This window comes from Dyella subtropica (assembly GCF_026283965.1).
GTDB classification, from domain to species: Bacteria; Pseudomonadota; Gammaproteobacteria; order Xanthomonadales; family Rhodanobacteraceae; genus Dyella_D; species Dyella_D subtropica.
Window position 1 is genome coordinate 451,203 of the sequence record NZ_JAPDPD010000001.1, and the last position, 15,312, is coordinate 466,514.

14 protein-coding genes and 1 riboswitch are annotated in these 15,312 nt (G+C 63.5%); of the genes, 8 read left to right on the forward strand and 6 right to left on the reverse strand.

Going from position 1 to position 15,312, the window contains the following annotated elements; genetic code table 11:
• Positions 1-110: 110 nt before the first annotated feature.
• Positions 111-1,787 carry a DNA repair protein RecN gene (recN, locus tag OUZ45_RS02010; RefSeq protein ID WP_266168215.1) on the reverse strand — a complete coding sequence of 559 codons (1,677 nt, stop codon included), beginning with the start codon at positions 1,785-1,787 and terminating at the stop codon, positions 111-113.
• Positions 1,788-1,976: 189 nt separating this feature from the next.
• Here recN and hrcA point away from each other — a divergent pair, with 189 nt between their 5' ends.
• From hrcA to OUZ45_RS02045, 7 genes are all read left to right on the forward strand, one after another.
• A complete protein-coding gene (gene hrcA / locus OUZ45_RS02015) occupies positions 1,977-3,038 on the forward strand; it encodes a heat-inducible transcriptional repressor HrcA (protein ID WP_266168216.1) in 1,062 nt (353 codons plus the stop codon).
• An 82-nt stretch (positions 3,039-3,120) separates the two neighbouring features.
• Positions 3,121-3,654, forward strand: a complete 534-nt coding sequence (gene grpE, locus OUZ45_RS02020; RefSeq protein ID WP_266168217.1) for a nucleotide exchange factor GrpE — start codon at positions 3,121-3,123, stop codon at positions 3,652-3,654.
• A gap of 186 nt (positions 3,655-3,840) precedes the next feature.
• Entirely contained in the window at positions 3,841-5,763 is a 1,923-nt protein-coding gene (gene dnaK / locus OUZ45_RS02025) for a molecular chaperone DnaK (protein WP_266168218.1), read from the forward strand.
• 150 nt (positions 5,764-5,913) lie between these two features.
• Positions 5,914-6,249, forward strand: a complete 336-nt coding sequence (locus tag OUZ45_RS02030) for a four helix bundle protein (RefSeq protein ID WP_266168219.1) — start codon at positions 5,914-5,916, stop codon at positions 6,247-6,249.
• Positions 6,250-6,258: 9 nt separating this feature from the next.
• A complete protein-coding gene (gene dnaJ, locus OUZ45_RS02035; protein WP_266168220.1) occupies positions 6,259-7,392 on the forward strand; it encodes a molecular chaperone DnaJ in 1,134 nt (377 codons plus the stop codon).
• 119 nt (positions 7,393-7,511) lie between these two features.
• Entirely contained in the window at positions 7,512-8,315 is an 804-nt protein-coding gene (gene dapB / locus OUZ45_RS02040; RefSeq protein ID WP_266168221.1) for a 4-hydroxy-tetrahydrodipicolinate reductase, read from the forward strand.
• Positions 8,316-8,372: 57 nt separating this feature from the next.
• A riboswitch (yybP-ykoY riboswitch) is annotated at positions 8,373-8,547 on the forward strand.
• 65 nt (positions 8,548-8,612) lie between these two features.
• Positions 8,613-9,617 (forward strand): sodium:calcium antiporter, encoded by a 1,005-nt coding sequence (locus OUZ45_RS02045; RefSeq protein ID WP_266168222.1) that lies wholly within the window; start codon positions 8,613-8,615, stop codon positions 9,615-9,617.
• Between the two features lie 43 nt (positions 9,618-9,660).
• Here OUZ45_RS02045 and OUZ45_RS02050 read toward each other — a convergent pair whose 3' ends face one another.
• The 5 genes from OUZ45_RS02050 to OUZ45_RS02070 form a co-directional block, all read right to left on the reverse strand.
• On the reverse strand, positions 9,661-9,978 hold the full coding sequence (locus OUZ45_RS02050; RefSeq protein WP_266168223.1) for a hypothetical protein: 318 nt from the start codon (positions 9,976-9,978) through the stop codon (positions 9,661-9,663).
• On the reverse strand, positions 9,975-11,411 hold the full coding sequence (locus OUZ45_RS02055; RefSeq protein ID WP_266168224.1) for a radical SAM protein: 1,437 nt from the start codon (positions 11,409-11,411) through the stop codon (positions 9,975-9,977). Before OUZ45_RS02055 ends, OUZ45_RS02050 begins: the two co-directional genes overlap by 4 nt.
• Positions 11,396-12,148 carry a prolipoprotein diacylglyceryl transferase gene (locus tag OUZ45_RS02060; RefSeq protein ID WP_266168225.1) on the reverse strand — a complete coding sequence of 251 codons (753 nt, stop codon included), beginning with the start codon at positions 12,146-12,148 and terminating at the stop codon, positions 11,396-11,398. The genes OUZ45_RS02055 and OUZ45_RS02060 overlap by 16 nt, the downstream gene beginning before the upstream one ends.
• A gap of 28 nt (positions 12,149-12,176) precedes the next feature.
• The gene (locus OUZ45_RS02065) at positions 12,177-12,929 is read right to left on the reverse strand and encodes a tetratricopeptide repeat protein (RefSeq protein WP_266168226.1); all 753 of its coding nucleotides are present in this window, start codon (positions 12,927-12,929) and stop codon (positions 12,177-12,179) included.
• 80 nt (positions 12,930-13,009) lie between these two features.
• Positions 13,010-13,705, reverse strand: a complete 696-nt coding sequence (locus OUZ45_RS02070; RefSeq protein ID WP_266168227.1) for a 2OG-Fe(II) oxygenase — start codon at positions 13,703-13,705, stop codon at positions 13,010-13,012.
• Between the two features lie 479 nt (positions 13,706-14,184).
• On the opposite strand from OUZ45_RS02070, the gene carA reads away from it, so the two are divergent.
• Complete coding sequence (gene carA, locus OUZ45_RS02075) at positions 14,185-15,312, forward strand: glutamine-hydrolyzing carbamoyl-phosphate synthase small subunit (RefSeq protein WP_266168228.1); 1,128 nt, start codon at positions 14,185-14,187, stop codon at positions 15,310-15,312.

Below are 15,312 nucleotides of genomic sequence, written 5' to 3' on the forward strand. Positions count from 1 at the left end.
CGTCATCACTCAGTTGTGTACGGACCGTACACGCCTTCGTTCTTCCTTGGCCTGCGCGCAAACAGCTCCCGGCGCGGGCCACGAAGAGATATTGAACAGGCTCTAAGTGATCACGCCGTCTGCGCGCGGTCCAGCATCTGCTTGGCGTGGGCGCGGGTTTCGCGGGTGATTTCCAGGCCGCCCAGCATGCGCGCCAACTCGTCGCGACGACCGCTGGCGTCGAGTTTCTCGATGCGGGTCTGCGTGGATTCGCCGTCGCTGTGCTTGCTGACGCGAAGGTGGGCGTGGCCTTGCGCAGCGACCTGGGGCAAGTGAGTGACGCACAAGACCTGACGCTGCCCACCGAGCGAGCGTAGTTTTTGTCCGACCACTTCGGCCACCGCGCCGCCAATGCCGGTATCGACTTCATCGAAAACCATGCTGCCGACGGTGTCCTTGCCCAGCGTGGCCACTTCGATGGCCAGACTGATGCGGGCCAGCTCGCCGCCCGAAGCGACTTTGCGCAAAGGGCGCGGCGGTTGGCCGGGATTAGCGCTGACCAGCAGCTCGCAACGTTCGCGGCCTTGCGGGTCGGGTTCGTCGCTGCCTACGGGTTCCAGTTCGATCTTCAATAGACCGCCGGCCATGCCGAGCTCGGCCATCAAGGCGCTGACTTCCTTGCCCAATTTTCCTGCGGCGGCTTCGCGCGCTTTGCTCAATCTGCCCGCGGCGGTGGCGTAGTCGCGCTGAAGCTGATCGCGTTGTGCGGCCAGTCGCTCCAGGGCGTCGCCGGCATCTTCCAACTCGGTCAGTTCGGCACGCAGCGTCACCGCTTTCTCATGCAGCTCGGCCGCGGGTGTGCGGTGCTTGCGCGAGAGCTCATGCAAGTGGGTCAGATGGGTGTCGACCTCGGTGTAGCGCTCGGGGTCGAGGTCGACATCCTGCGCGTAGCGGCCAAGGCCATCGGCGGCTTCGCCGAGTTGGATGGTGGCGTTGTCGAGCAGCTCCAACAGAGGTGCCAGCCGGTCGTCCAAGGCGGCGAGCTTGTCCAGTTCGGCGTGTGCGCGGCCCAGGGAGCGACGCAAGGCCAGCTCACTATCGCCGTCGAGCAGTTCGGCGACCCCAGCGGCGCCCTCGACCAGCCGGCCCGCATTGGCCAAACGCTTATGGCTGGCTTCAAGCTCGATCAGTTCGGCCGGGGGCAGCGCCCATTGTTCCAGCTCGCCCGCTTCGTGACGCAGCAGTTCAAGGCGCTGTTCGCGATCGTCGCCGCCGTTGAGCTTGCGGATGCGCGCGCCGATCTCGCGCCATTGCTGGGCACTGTCCTGCACTTGGGCCAGCAGCGCCTCATGACCGGCATAGGCATCGAGCAAGGACATTTGATGGCTGCGCGAGAGCAGGGCCTGATGTTCGTGCTGGCCGTGGATCTCGACCAGCAGGGTAGCCAGCTCGCCGAGTTGGCTGGCGCTGGCCGGACGACCGTTGATCCAGGCGCGCGAGCTGCCTTCGGTGCGGATTACGCGGCGCAGGCGGCAGCTGCCATCCTCATCGTCCAATTCTTCGCGTTGTAGCCAGTCGCGGGCTTCGGCCAGGTCCGACAAGTCGAACTCCGCGGCCAGTTCCGCGCGATCGCTGCCGGCCCGCACCATGCCGCTGTCGGCACGTCCGCCGGCCAGCAGCATCAGGGCATCGACCAGCAGCGACTTGCCGGCGCCGGTCTCGCCGCTGACGACGGTGAGGCCCGGGCCGAAAGCGATCTCGGCTTCTTCGACGACGGCGAAATGGCGAACGTAGAGCGAGGTAAGCATGGGTGGCGGCGATAGAAAGTCGGGGGATTGTAAGGGCAGAAACGGGCGGGTAGGAGTCGGGCGGAGGCGAACTGCCCCATGGGTCATGGGAATGCCCCCTGCGTCACGGTTCTCCCTTTGGTTTCCGTATTCTTGCAAACTACCGGGATAGACCTTATTTCTTTTCCGTCTCACGGATTGCCACAGCGCATGCCTCATCCTCTCGGCCATGACATCGACGCGCGCGCTCGCCGCCTGCTGCGCACGCTGATTGCTCAGTACCTGGCCGACGGCGAACCGGTCGGTTCCCGCACGCTGTCGCGCTCCTCCGGCCTCGACGTCAGCCCGGCCACCATCCGCAACATCATGGCGGACCTGGAGGAGGCGGGCCTGGTGGCTTCGCCGCATACCTCGGCGGGCCGCGTGCCCACGCCGCGTGGTCTGCGCCTGTTCGTCGATAGCCTGATCGAACTGCAGCCACTGCCCCACGAGGACATGGCGCGCCTGCAGCGCGAACTCCCGCCGGGTCCCACCACCACCCGCGACTTGCTGGGCAACGTCTCTACGCTGCTGTCGGCGATGACTCATTTCGCCGGGGTGGTTACCGTGCCGCGGCAGGTGGATTTCCCGCTGCGCCATATCGATTTCGTGCCACTTCCCGACGCACAGGTGCTGGTGATCCTGGTGTTCTCCGATAACCAGGTGCAGAACCGCGTAGTACAGCTGGGTCGGCCGCTGGAGGTTCGTGAGCTGGAGCAGGCCGCCAACTATCTCAACGCCCATTTCACCGGTCTGCGTCTGGACGATATTCGCGCGCACCTGCTGCGCGAATTGCGCGAGGCCAGCAGCGAACTCAATCAGCTGATGTCCAGCGCGGTGGAGCTGGCAGCCGCCTCGTTCGCTCCGCAGAGCGAGAGCGACGATGTGCTGGTCAGCGGCCAGACCAACCTGATGGGCTATTCGGAGCTGGCCAATCTGGAGCGCCTGCGTGAGCTGTTCGAAGCTTTCCAGAAGAAAAACGAGCTGCTGCAGCTGATGGAGGTCTGCGCCCGGGCGCCCGGTGTGCGGCTATTTATTGGCGAGGAATCGGGTTTTGCCGCGCTGGATGGCTGCAGCGTGGTCACGGCCAGCTACGGCGCGCAGGGGCGCGTGCTGGGGGCGGTCGGGGTGATTGGCCCCACCCGCATGGCCTACGAACGTGTGATCCCGGTGGTACAGGCTACGGCCGGATTGCTCAGCGACGCCTTGAATCGCGCCGCCACGGCCTTATAACCGCCCCGGGAGGCGGGGTTACCCGCGATTTTGTAGACGGTCGGCACGGCGTGCCGGCCTTGGATGAGGTTTGGAGTCTTTCATGCAGAACAACGATTCGCAGGTACCGAATGGGGCATCGGATGCCAACGCACCAGATACGCAGCCGAACGCTGAACTCGAGGCGCTGAAGGCCCGCGTAGCTGAGCTGGAGGTTGCCAATACCGAGCTGCGCGAGACCGTGCTGCGCGAGAAGGCCGAAATCGAGAACCAGCGCCGCCGGTTGCATCGCGATGTGGAGCAGGCCCGCCGCTTCGCCAACGAGAAGCTGCTGAACGAGCTGCTGCCGGTCTACGACGGGCTGGAGCGCGGCCTGGCCGTGGAAAGCGGCGACGTGACCAGCGTGCGCGAAGGCATCGCGCTCACCCTCAAGTCGCTGCTGAAGATCGCCGAGAACAACGGCCTGGTCCAGGTCGACCCGGTGGGCCAGCCGCTGGACCCGGAGCGCCACCACGCCGTGAGCATGGTCGAGGCCCCCGGCCAGGAGCCGAATACGGTGGTCAGCGTGCTGCAGAAGGGCTACGTGTTGAACGATCGTCTGCTGCGTCCCGCGCTGGTTGCGGTCGCCAAGGACTGAAGCAGCTTTGGAATGAAACATCTTTGAACTGAATCAGCTTTGCGTTGGAGCGGCCGCCTGAACAACGGCGACTCCAGCGGCTTCACCACATAACGAGGGTTCGCCGGCACGTTGAATCGCCAAGGCCGGGCCCCATTTGACAAAACAGCGCGGCCGCGGGGCTGCATAGAAATTCGGAGCATAGACATGGGCAAGATCATTGGCATCGACCTGGGCACGACCAACTCCTGCGTCGCCGTGATGGACGGCACGACCGTCAAGGTCATCGAGAACGCGGAAGGCGATCGCACCACACCCTCCATCGTGGCTTTCAGCAAGGACGACGAGGTGTTGGTCGGCGCGCCGGCCAAGCGCCAGAGCGTGACCAACCCCAAGAACACCTTCTATGCGGTGAAGCGCCTGATCGGCCGCAAGTTCACCGACGCTGAGGTGCAGAAAGACCTGCACATCGTTCCCTACGGCATCGTTGCCCACGAGAACGGCGATGCATGGGCGCAGAAAGCCGATGGCACCAAGATGGCGCCGCAGGAGATCTCGGCCAAGGTGCTGATGAAGATGAAGAAGACCGCCGAAGACTACCTCGGCGAGACCATCACCGAAGCCGTCATCACCGTGCCGGCCTACTTCAACGACAGCCAGCGCCAGGCCACCAAGGACGCGGGCCGCATCGCCGGCCTCGACGTCAAGCGCATCATCAACGAGCCGACCGCAGCCGCGCTGGCCTATGGCCTGGACAAGAAGGGCGGCGACCGCAAGATCGCGGTGTACGACCTGGGCGGCGGCACCTTCGACATATCGATCATCGAGATCGCCTCGGTCGACGGCGAGATGCAGTTCGAAGTGCTGGCCACCAACGGCGACACCTTCCTGGGTGGCGAAGACTTCGACATGCGCGTCATCGACTATCTGGTCGAGGAGTTCCAGAAGGACCAGGGCATGGACCTGCGCAAGGACCCGCTCGCGCTGCAGCGCCTGAAGGACGCCGCCGAGCGCGCCAAGGTCGAGCTGTCGTCCAGCCACCAGACCGAGGTGAACCTGCCGTACATCACGGCCGATGCCTCCGGTCCGAAGCACCTCAACATCAAGCTGACCCGCGCCAAGCTGGAAGCGCTGGTGGAAGATCTGGTCAAGCGCACCATCGAGCCGTGTCGCACGGCGTTGAATGACGCCGGCCTGCGCGTGTCCGACATCAACGAGGTGATCCTCGTCGGTGGTCAGACCCGTATGCCGAAGGTGCAGGAGTCGGTGAAGGATTTCTTCGGCAAGGAGCCGCGCAAGGACGTCAATCCGGATGAGGCCGTGGCCGTGGGCGCGGCGATCCAGGGTGGTGTGCTGGGCGGTACCGTGAAGGACGTGCTGCTGCTCGACGTGACCCCGCTGTCGCTGGGTATCGAAACGATGGGCGGCGTAATGACCAAGCTGATCGAGAAGAACACCACGGTGCCGACCAAGGCCGCGCAGGTGTTCTCCACCGCCGACGACAATCAGACCGCCGTAACCGTGCACGTGCTGCAGGGTGAGCGCGAGCGCGCCAGCGCTAACAAGTCGCTGGGCAAGTTTGACCTCTCTGGCATCGATGCGGCCCCGCGTGGCATGCCGCAGATCGAAGTCACTTTCGACATCGATGCCAACGGCATCCTGCATGTGTCGGCCAAGGACAAGAAGACCGGCAAGGAACAGAAGATCGAGATCAAGGCCGGCTCGGGCCTGTCCGAGGAAGAGATCCAGCGGATGGTCGCGGATGCCGAAGCCAACAAGGAAGAGGACAAGAAGTTCCATGAGCTGGTCGCCACCCGCAACAAGGCCGACCAGTTGGTGCACGCCACCCGCAGCGCGCTGAAGGAACACGGCGGCAAGGTGCCGGCCGAGCAGCTCAGCACGATCGAGGGCGCGCTGTCCGAGTTGGAGAAGGTCAAGGACAGCGACGACAAGGCGGCAATCGAAGCCAAGGTCGAGAAGCTGGAACAGGTCGCACAGTCGCTGTATGCGGCGGCCCAGAGTGGTGCGCAGGCGGACGCCGGTGCGCAGGCCGGTCCTCACGGTTCGGCTCAGCCAGACGACGTGGTCGATGCGGAGTTCACCGAGGTCAAGGACGATAAGGGCAAGTGAGGTGGTGAGCGGTAAGTAGTAAGCATGCAAGCCGGGACGGATGTTCCGGCTTGCTGCGCGTTTGGGAGGCATGGATGCAGCACACTCGACCCCATCATGGGCTGCGTGTTTGGCGGGAAAGCATGAGGTTGGTGCAGACGGTCTACTGAGGTGTCTGCGCGGTTTCCTGTCGAGGAGCGTTTTGGGCTGACCGCCCAGCTTCGACGTGCGGCCGTTAGCGTCCCATCCAATATCGCGGAGGGAGCGGCGCGAGGCGGCAAGCGCGAGTTCGTTCGTTACTTGATGGTGGCGCGCGGTTCGCTGGCGGAGATGGAAACTCAAATACGCATCGCGCAGCGTGGGGTATGGCGATATGGAAAGTCTGCTGGAAGAAATCGAGAAGCTGTTCGCTCAAATGGCCGGATTGATCCGTCATACGGAGCGAGCACAAAACTGACCTCTAACAGGTGGCGCGGCCACCTCTTACAGGCCGCTTGCGGCCACTGACAGTCTTTAATGAGCAAGCGTGACTACTACGAAGTCCTTGGTGTCGAGCGCACCGTCACCGAGGCTGAACTGAAGAAGTCCTTCCGCCGTCTGGCGATGAAGTTCCACCCGGACCGTTGCCCGGACGATCCGCATGCGCAGGAGAAATTCAAGGAGGCCAAGGAGGCCTACGAGGTGCTCTCCGACGCGCAGAAGCGCGCGATGTATGACCAGCATGGCCATGCCGCGTTCGAACACGGCATGGGCGGCAATGGCCGTGGTGGCGCCGGGTTTGGCGATATGGGCGACATCTTCGGCGATATTTTCGGCGACATCTTCGGCATGGGCGGCGGCGGTCGCGGGCGCGCACGTCGCGGGGCGGATCTTCGCTACCTGATGGAGCTCGACCTCGAAGAAGCCGTGTTCGGCATCGAGAAGAAGATCGAGGTGCCGACCCAGGTCAATTGCCATCATTGCAACGGCAGCGGCTCGGAGGACGGCAAGGTCGTCCAGTGCAAGACCTGCCACGGCCATGGCCGCGTGCGGATGCAGAACGGTATCTTCTCGATCCAGCAGGCTTGCCCGCATTGCGGCGGCAGCGGCCAGGCGATCGAGAAGCCGTGCAAACAGTGCCGCGGCGAAGGACGTCTGGAAGAAAATCGCACGCTGTCCGTGCGTATTCCGGCCGGTGTGGATAACGGCGATCGCATCCGCTTGACCGGGCAGGGCGAGGCCGGCCCGGCTGGCGCCGAATCCGGCGACCTGTATGTGGAAGTGCATGTGCGCGAGCACGCTATCTTTCAGCGCCAGGGCAACGATCTCTACTGCGAGCTGCCGATCCGCTTCGCGCAGGCCGCACTGGGCGCGGAACTTGGCGTGCCGACACTGGAGGGTGAAGTGCCGATCCAGATTCCGGCCGAAACACAGACCGGGCAGCAATTCCGTCTGCGTGGCCGTGGCGTGAAATCGGTACGCAACGGTCGTGCTGGCGATCTGATTTGCCACGTGGTGGTGGAAACGCCGGTACGCCTGACCAAGCAGCAGCGCGAACTGCTTGAACAGCTGGAGGCGACTTTCAGCGAAAGTGATGGGGATAGACACACACCGCGCGCGAAGACCTGGGTGGATGGCGTAAAACAGTTTTGGTCTCGCGTCACTTCGTAATCGCCATGGGTTAATCGCCATGGGTTAATCGCCCAGGGTTAATCGCCATGGGCGTGTACGTCGGCTGGCGCCGACGCTAGCATCGCTCTTCATCGTCGCCGCTGTCACTGGAGTTCTACATGAGTCGCCCCGTTCGTTTGGCCGTCAACGGTGCCACCGGCCGCATGGGGCAGGCTCTGCTTGGTTTGTTGCGCGACGACGCGCGCTTTGAATTGGTGGCGGCGATGACCGCGGCCGATGCGCCGCAGCTCGGCAGGCCGATTTATCCCGGCGAAGATGTTCTGCGTTTCACGGATGATTGGCAGGCGACGGGTGCCCTCGATGTTGTCATCGATTTCAGTGGCCCGGCTGGACTGGCTGGCGCGCTGGAACATTGCCAGTCACAAGGTATCGCCTTGGTCACGGGTACCACGGGTCTCGACAAGGTGCTGCAGGAGAAGCTCGCCAGCGCATCGCAACGCATCCCCTTGCTACGCGCCGCCAATTTTAGCCTGGGCGTGGCGGTGCTGAAGCGCGTGCTGCGTGAGGCGGCGGCGGCTTTGCCTGATTGGGATCTGGACATCATCGAGGCTCACCACCGCCGTAAGGTCGATGCGCCATCCGGCACCGCGCTTGCCCTGGGGGAAGCCGCGGCGGCTGCGCGCGGAACGACATTGAACGAATCGGCGGTCTACGCACGCGAAGGACTTACCGGGCCCCGCTCGACGGGCACGATTGGCTTCGCCGTTGTCCGTGGTGGTGACATCGTGGGCGAGCACGAGGCTTTGCTGATGGGGCAGGGCGAGCGTATTGAACTCAACCATCGCGCCACGGATCGTTCGATCTTTGCGCGTGGCGCCATCGAGGCGGCACACTGGCTCGCTGGCCGTCAGCCGGGTGCCTATGATCTCGACGCCATGCTGAGCGACCGCACCGCGCGTTGACCGGCACGTCATGACGGCCCCTTGCTTGCTGCGCTAGATCGACCTCGCTACCATGACCCCGTTGTCATTGGGGAGTAGCCATCCTCACCCCCTGGAGGCCGTTCCGGTCTTCATATCCAGAGGAATCCGCGTCAACAGACTTGAAGCTGCGGCTTCATGGCGCGGATGGCGTCGCGATCCGATACCTTCGGCATCGCGCCCGCCCGGCGAGACCTTTGGCCACGACGTGCTCACCCGGCCGGGCGAGGTGCGTCGTTGCGCCAATGGTTTTCCGTTCGCCCGGCCGTGGAATCACACATGCTGACTGCCTTGTTGTTCTTGCTCTCCGCCGGTGCGATTTATCTCGCCTGCGAGTATTTCGTCAACGGCGTCGAATGGTTCGGGCGCAAGCTCAACCTGGGCGCGACCGCCACTGGCACGGTGCTTGCCGCTTTCGGCACGGCCCTGCCGGAGAGTGCCGTGACCTTCGTCGCCGTGGTCTTTGGCGCTACGCCGGAGCAGAAGGATATTGGTGTGGGGGCCGCGCTCGGCGGTCCGTTGGTGCTTGCCACCATTGCCTACGCGGTGGTCGGCGTAGCCTTGTGGAGCAACCGGCACCGTTTGCGGCGCGCCGATAATCTTGTGCGCGTGGAGCACGGCCGGTTGGCGCGCGACCAGTCCTGGTTTCTGGTGATCTTCGTGGTGAAGTGCGGACTCGGTTTGGTCGCCTTTGCCTTCAAGCCCTGGTTGGGTGTGTTGTTCCTCGCCGCTTACGGTCTCTACGTCTGGCGCGAACTGCAGGACGACGACACCGCACCCGTCGAGGAGGCGCTGGAGCCGCTGAAGTTCCAGCCGCATGCGCTGGACCCCGCCCTGTCGCGCGTTTTCCTGCAGACCGCCCTGGCGCTGCTAGTGATCGCTATCGCATCGCACACCTTCGTCAAGCAGCTCGAGGCGATCGGCGTGGCGTTGCAGCTGTCGCCCCATCTCGTGGCGCTGGTGCTGAGCCCGGTGGCGACCGAGCTGCCGGAAACGGTGAATGCGCTGATCTGGGTGCGCCAGGGCAAAGAGCGTCTGGCTTTGGCGAACATCTCCGGCGCGATGATGATCCAGGCCACCATCCCCAGTTCGCTGGCCCTATTCGCCACACCGTGGCTGTTCGATGCACCGCTGATGGTGGCTGGCGTACTTACCGGCGTAGCGGTGATCTTCCTGTGGGGTCTGTTCCGTCGCGGCAAGGTGGATGCGCGGTGGATCGTGCCGGTAGGTTCGCTCTACGGTGTTTTTGCGGTTTTTGTCGCCTGGTATTTCGCTGCGCGATGAGCTTGAACGGCGACACCGGCGAGCGAGCCGGTGTCGCCTCTCGTCAATGAAAGCTGCTCTGCGAGAGCAGGCCGAAACAGGCGGCGATCAAGAGCAACAGCACCGCAAAGATGGAGGCCAGCCCCAGTAGCAGGCCTTTGCCGGTGCGTGGTTTATGGCCGTTGATCAGCACGATGCCCCACACCAGGATGCCCACCGGGGGTAGTAGCCAAGCGCCCATGCCTCCCTGGAAGCAAGCTACCTCGCCAAGGAACATGGTCAGCCAAGCCAGCATGATGCCGGCGATCAGCGATCCCTGGCTGGGCGGCGCGGTCGGTTCGGGCGGTAGTGGGGCTGGGTCGGGCAACCGCATCTCATTCATGCGAGCGTCCTTTCGATGGCGCGGGTCTGTTCGATTTCTTTTCGCAGGGCCTGTAGCCGCGCCGCCTTGTCGTCGCGGTAGAACAAGTTGAAGGTGTCGAACGGAATGATCCGGCCATCCGGCTGAGCGATGTGTACGCAGGACTTCTTCACCGCACGCAAGTCGAAGCCATGGGCGTCGATGAATTGCATGATCAGCACGCGGAACACGTTGCGGTAGGACAGGTCAGACGGCGCCTGCACTTGCGGCAGGCAGCACAGCAGATCCGAGAGTGAGCAGGCCTGAGACTCGGGCGAGTGATTGGTGGCGAACAATTCGAAGACATGGGCGCGCAGTTCGTCGTCGCGCTCCACCACAATGGTGTTGCGGCCTTTGCTCACCAGGGTTTCCGGCGAAACGAAGCGCGTCAGTGGCACGACCTGATCACCCAGTTTCAGCGCGTAGGCCATGGCCAGGCAGTCTGGGTTGCAGGGCACCGGAATCAGGTCGTCAGGCTGGAACAGCGAGCTTTGCTCCAGGATGCGCCGACGAACTTCGCTTAACGTCAGTCGGTTGTGCTCCGGGTCGTAGCCTTCCAGGCGGCCGGCCGCCTGGATCGGCTGGAAAGTGACGCCACGGACGCAAGGCTGTGTCATGGCGAAGTCGATGATCTCGCCCAGCTCGCCGTCATTGAGGCCCTTCTTCACCGTGACCACCAGCGTGGTCGAGATGTCGTGGCGATTGAGGTGTTCCAGCGCTTTGAGTCGCACATCGCGCAGCTTCGCGCCGCGAAGATCCTTGTGTACCTCGTCGCGCAGCGAATCGAATTGCAGGTACAGCTCGAAGCCAGGTTGATAGGCGGCTAGGCGAGCCGCGAAGTCGGGCTCCTTCGCAATTCGCAACCCATTGGTATTCACCATCAGGTGGCGAATCGGGCGGCGCTTCGCGGCATCCAGGATGGCAAAGAAATTCGGATGCAAGGTGGGTTCGCCGCCGGAGAGCTGCACCACGTCGGGCTCGCCCTCGTTGGCGACGACGGCATCGAGCATGCGCTCCACTGTCGCCAGATCATGGAAGCCCGGCCGATGCGGGCCGCTTTCGGCGTAACAGATCGGGCAGCGCAGGTTGCAGTGATCGGTGATCTCGACCAGGGTGAGGCAAGAGTGCTGCATGTGCTCGGGGCACAGGCCGCAGTCGTAAGGGCAGCCGAAATGCTGCGGCGTGTTGAAACGTATCGGCAGCTCGGGTGGCTTGATATAGAGCTCGCGGCACTGGCGATAGTACGCGGCGTCATCGGCGATCAGTACGCGCTCGCGACCATGGTGCGGACACCACTTCTCCAGGTAGACGCGATCGTCTTTGATCAGAATCTTGGCTTCGACCCGGCGCAGGCAGGTCGTGCAAATCGATACCGCGCTGTCGTAGAAGAGATATGGCCTTACCTTGGCACCCATGCGCTGCGTCGTCCTGTAAGCAGTGCCCGCGCGATTCGCGGGATGGCTCGATGGTAATAGAGCAAGCCCGCGGCGCACAGCAACTGCAGCCCGGAGATATGCCCCAGATAGGGGTAAGGCAGGGGCTTGATGCTTTCCACCAGAAGGCGGAAGGCGAGGTAGCCGATCATGAAAGCACGAAAGCGGTCGCCCGACTGGGCGAGTGCATCACGTCGGATATGGATGAGTGCGTACTGCGCGAGCAGGAAGGCGATTTCATAGAGCTGGGTGGGATGGCGAGGAATACCGTCGCCGAAATCCACGCCCCAGGGAAGTGCGGTTGGGTTGCCATAGGTGTGGTCGCTCAGACCCGCCAGGAAGCAGCCGATACGGCCAATGCACATGCCAACGGTGAGCGGCAGCACAAAGGCATCGCCAGTGGATTGCTGCACGCAGGCGATCTTTTTGGCCAGTTCGACGCCGAGTAAGCCGCCAAGCAGGGCGCCGACGATGGACTTGCCTTCGATCAAGTGGGCGAGGTTCGGAAAATCGCGAAAGGCAGCCAGCGGATCGTCCAGCCAGAACGCCAGTTTGGCGCCCAGTGCCGCGCCGACGATAGCGCCGACACCCACCCAGGCCACATGGTCGTCATGCGTGAATGCGTCGGGCGCAAGGCGCTTGCGCGTCCACAGGAAGGTGCGAAAGCCGATGGCATAGGCCAGCATCTCGAAGACCGTATGCTGCGCGATCGGGCTCATCGTTCGTCCACTATGGCCGGTGACGTATTCAGGAGTCACCCAGACGCGACAGTTCGAGGCGAGCCGCCTTCAGCCAGGCCTGTTCCTTGCGGCGGTAATAACCAGGCATGAGCTGAGCACGCTTGAGCTGGCTCTGCAGGACATCCCGCGCCTCGGCATGGCGTTGGCTCTTGCCGAGCAGGCAGGCATAGCGGAAACGACCTTCCTCACCTGGATAGCTGTCGGCGAGTACGCGGTACTCGTCCAGCGCCGCCTCGGTCTCGCCGAGTGCTTCGAGGCAGTTGGCGTAGAGCAAGTGTCCATCGCTGGACTTGTAACTGGGATTGGCCTTGATCAGCGCTTCCAGGGTGCCACGAGCGGCGGCGTGATTGCCGGCACCCGCTTGTGCCTGAGCCAGGCCGAGCATGAAATCCGGCTCAGTGACGTATAAGCCGGTCAGCAGGCCTTGGTAGAGCTCTTGGGCATTGGCGTAGTCGCCTTGTTGCAGGCATTCCTCGGCCAGGCGGCGGCGATTCTCCACGGTGTTGCTCAACTCCAGCTGCCGTTGCAATTCGCGTCGACGGCGCTGAGGGTCGATCACCTGCATGGCCCTGCTGGCTGCTTTGCGGCCACGTGGGTCGTGGCGAAGGTCGGGAATGACGGCTACCAGCACGTATACCAGGACGGCAAGGTAGGAGCCGATCAGGATCAACCAGATCCAGTACAGCGGGCGGCCGCTGCGAACCACATGAATGGCGCAGGCCACTTGCAGGGCGATGGACAGCAGTAAAACGAAGGGCATGCCTTTCCCTCGGATGCAATCGTTCAAAGCAGCGGATGCTACGTCAAGGACGGAACCCTGAGGAGCTCGCGCGGATAAGCTCAGTCTTGGTGCGACGCATTACGGTCGCGGTCCGCGCCCAGCTTGCGGTCCAGCGCGCCGAACAACTTCTTGAACGTGCGGGCGAATTTGCCACGCTTGGTCTTGCGGAGCTTCTCTTCTTCGCTGGTCAGCCAAGCCACCTGGATCACCCGACGCTCGCCCTCATAGGGCAGGTGGCCATGGAAGGAGTTGTCGCAACGCTTGAATACGGCGAACTCGCCGTACAAGGGCTTGAGTTCCGGGGCGATGACATCGTCGATGTTGTCGATGCTGCCCAAGAAGCGCAGGCAGCCGTCACTGGTGTCCGGCCACTGGGTGTTGAGGTAGAGGAGGGCGGTGGCGACTTTGGATTTGCTGTCCGTATGGATGGTGCCGTGGCGCCTGTTGAGCGAACGGCAGAGCGTGACCAGCGTGGGGTATTGGCCAAGGTTCTCGATGTTCAGACGCTTGCCGATGGCGCTGGCGAATTCCGGCGTGATCAGGCGCTGCACCAGGGCATTGACCGTAGGCCCGCAGTCGCTGGGGTCATAGGGGAAGAAGCCGGCGCTGGCGTAGCGAGGGAAGTCCTGCTCCAGGTCGCTGCGGAACTCGTCTGGCAACTGGCCGTGCGCGATCATGAGCGGGAACGGTTCGTGCCGTATATCCGTGTCCGGGCGGTCAAAACGGGCAGGATCGAGCAGAACGGCGGTGCTCATGGGCGTGTGCATCTCCATAGAAACGGCGCGTAGTGTAACGCTTCGCCTGTCTTAGGAGCCTGTCCTTATCGTCCGCATAGCCCGCGTTGCTTACCCTTGGCCGCCCGCTGGTAGGGCGTGGCGCAGTGCCTGACTGGCGGTCAGGTCAAGCCGCGCCCTGTCGGCGGGCGGCCAAGGGTAAGCAACCCTCCGGGCCGAGTCTGTTTGCCCGCATGCCGGCGTCATCACTCGGTTGTGTACGGACGTACACGCCCTCGTTCTTCCTTGCCATGCGCGCAAACAGCTCTCGGCGCGGGCCATGCAGACGATAAGGACAGGCTCCCAACTGACACAAAGACGTGACTTTTACGCGTCATCCGGTGGACAGAAAGGCCTCTCGCACCTATCATCGCCAACCGCCCTGTGACTTTCCTCGACCAAGGTCCACAAGCCTGCTTACCGCGGCTTGCGGACTTTGCTGCACCTAAAAGGCGGCCTCCATGCCTATCCCTGCTCTGCTTGCCCTCGAAGATGGCAGCGTGTTCCACGGTCATGCCGTGGGCGCGACTGGCGAAACCGTCGGCGAGGTGGTTTTCAACACCGCCATGACCGGTTACCAAGAGATCCTTACCGATCCCTCGTACTCGCGTCAGATCGTCACCCTGACTTATCCGCATATCGGCAACACCGGCGTCAACGCCGAGGATGCCGAGTCCACCGCCGTGCACGCCGCCGGCCTGATCGTGCGCGACGTGCCACGCCGGGCCAGCAACTGGCGTAGCACGGAAAGCTTGCCGGATTACCTCAAGCGCCACGGCATCGTCGCCATCGCCGGCATCGACACCCGCCGCCTGACCCGCATCCTGCGCGACAAGGGCGCCTTGTCCGGCTGCATCGTGGCCGGCGAGAAGATCGATGCCGAGGTCGCGCTGGCCAAGGCGCGCGCTTTCCCCGGCCTCAACGGTATGGATCTGGCCAAGGTGGTCAGCGTCACCAAGCCATATAGCTGGAAGGAGGGCACCTACGATCTCGATCGCACGGCCTTCAACCAGCCGGCCATGCGCTTCAAGGTGGTGGCCTACGACTACGGCACCAAGCTCAATATCCTGCGATTGCTGGCCGAGCAGGGTTGCGACATCACCGTGGTACCGGCGCAGACGCCTGCTGCCGAGGTACTGGCGATGAAGCCCGATGGCGTGTTCCTGTCCAACGGCCCCGGCGACCCGGCGGCTTGCGACTACGCCGTGGCCGCCACGCGCGAGTTCCTGGACGCGAAGATCCCGCTGTTCGGCATCTGCCTGGGCCATCAGATCATGGGTCTGGCACTCGGTGCCAAGACACTGAAGATGAAGTTCGGTCACCACGGAGCGAACCATCCGGTGAAGGACCACGACGATGGCCGCGTGTTGATCACCTCGCAGAACCATGGCTTCGCGGTGGATCCGACGACGCTGCCGGCCAACGTGCGCATCACCCATACCTCGCTGTTTGATGGCTCGCTGCAGGGCTTCGCGCTCAACGACCGCCCGGCGTTCTGCTTCCAGGGTCATCCGGAGGCGAGCCCCGGCCCGCACGAGATGGGTTACCTCTTCGAACGATTTGCCAAGCTGATGCAGGAGGCCCGCTGA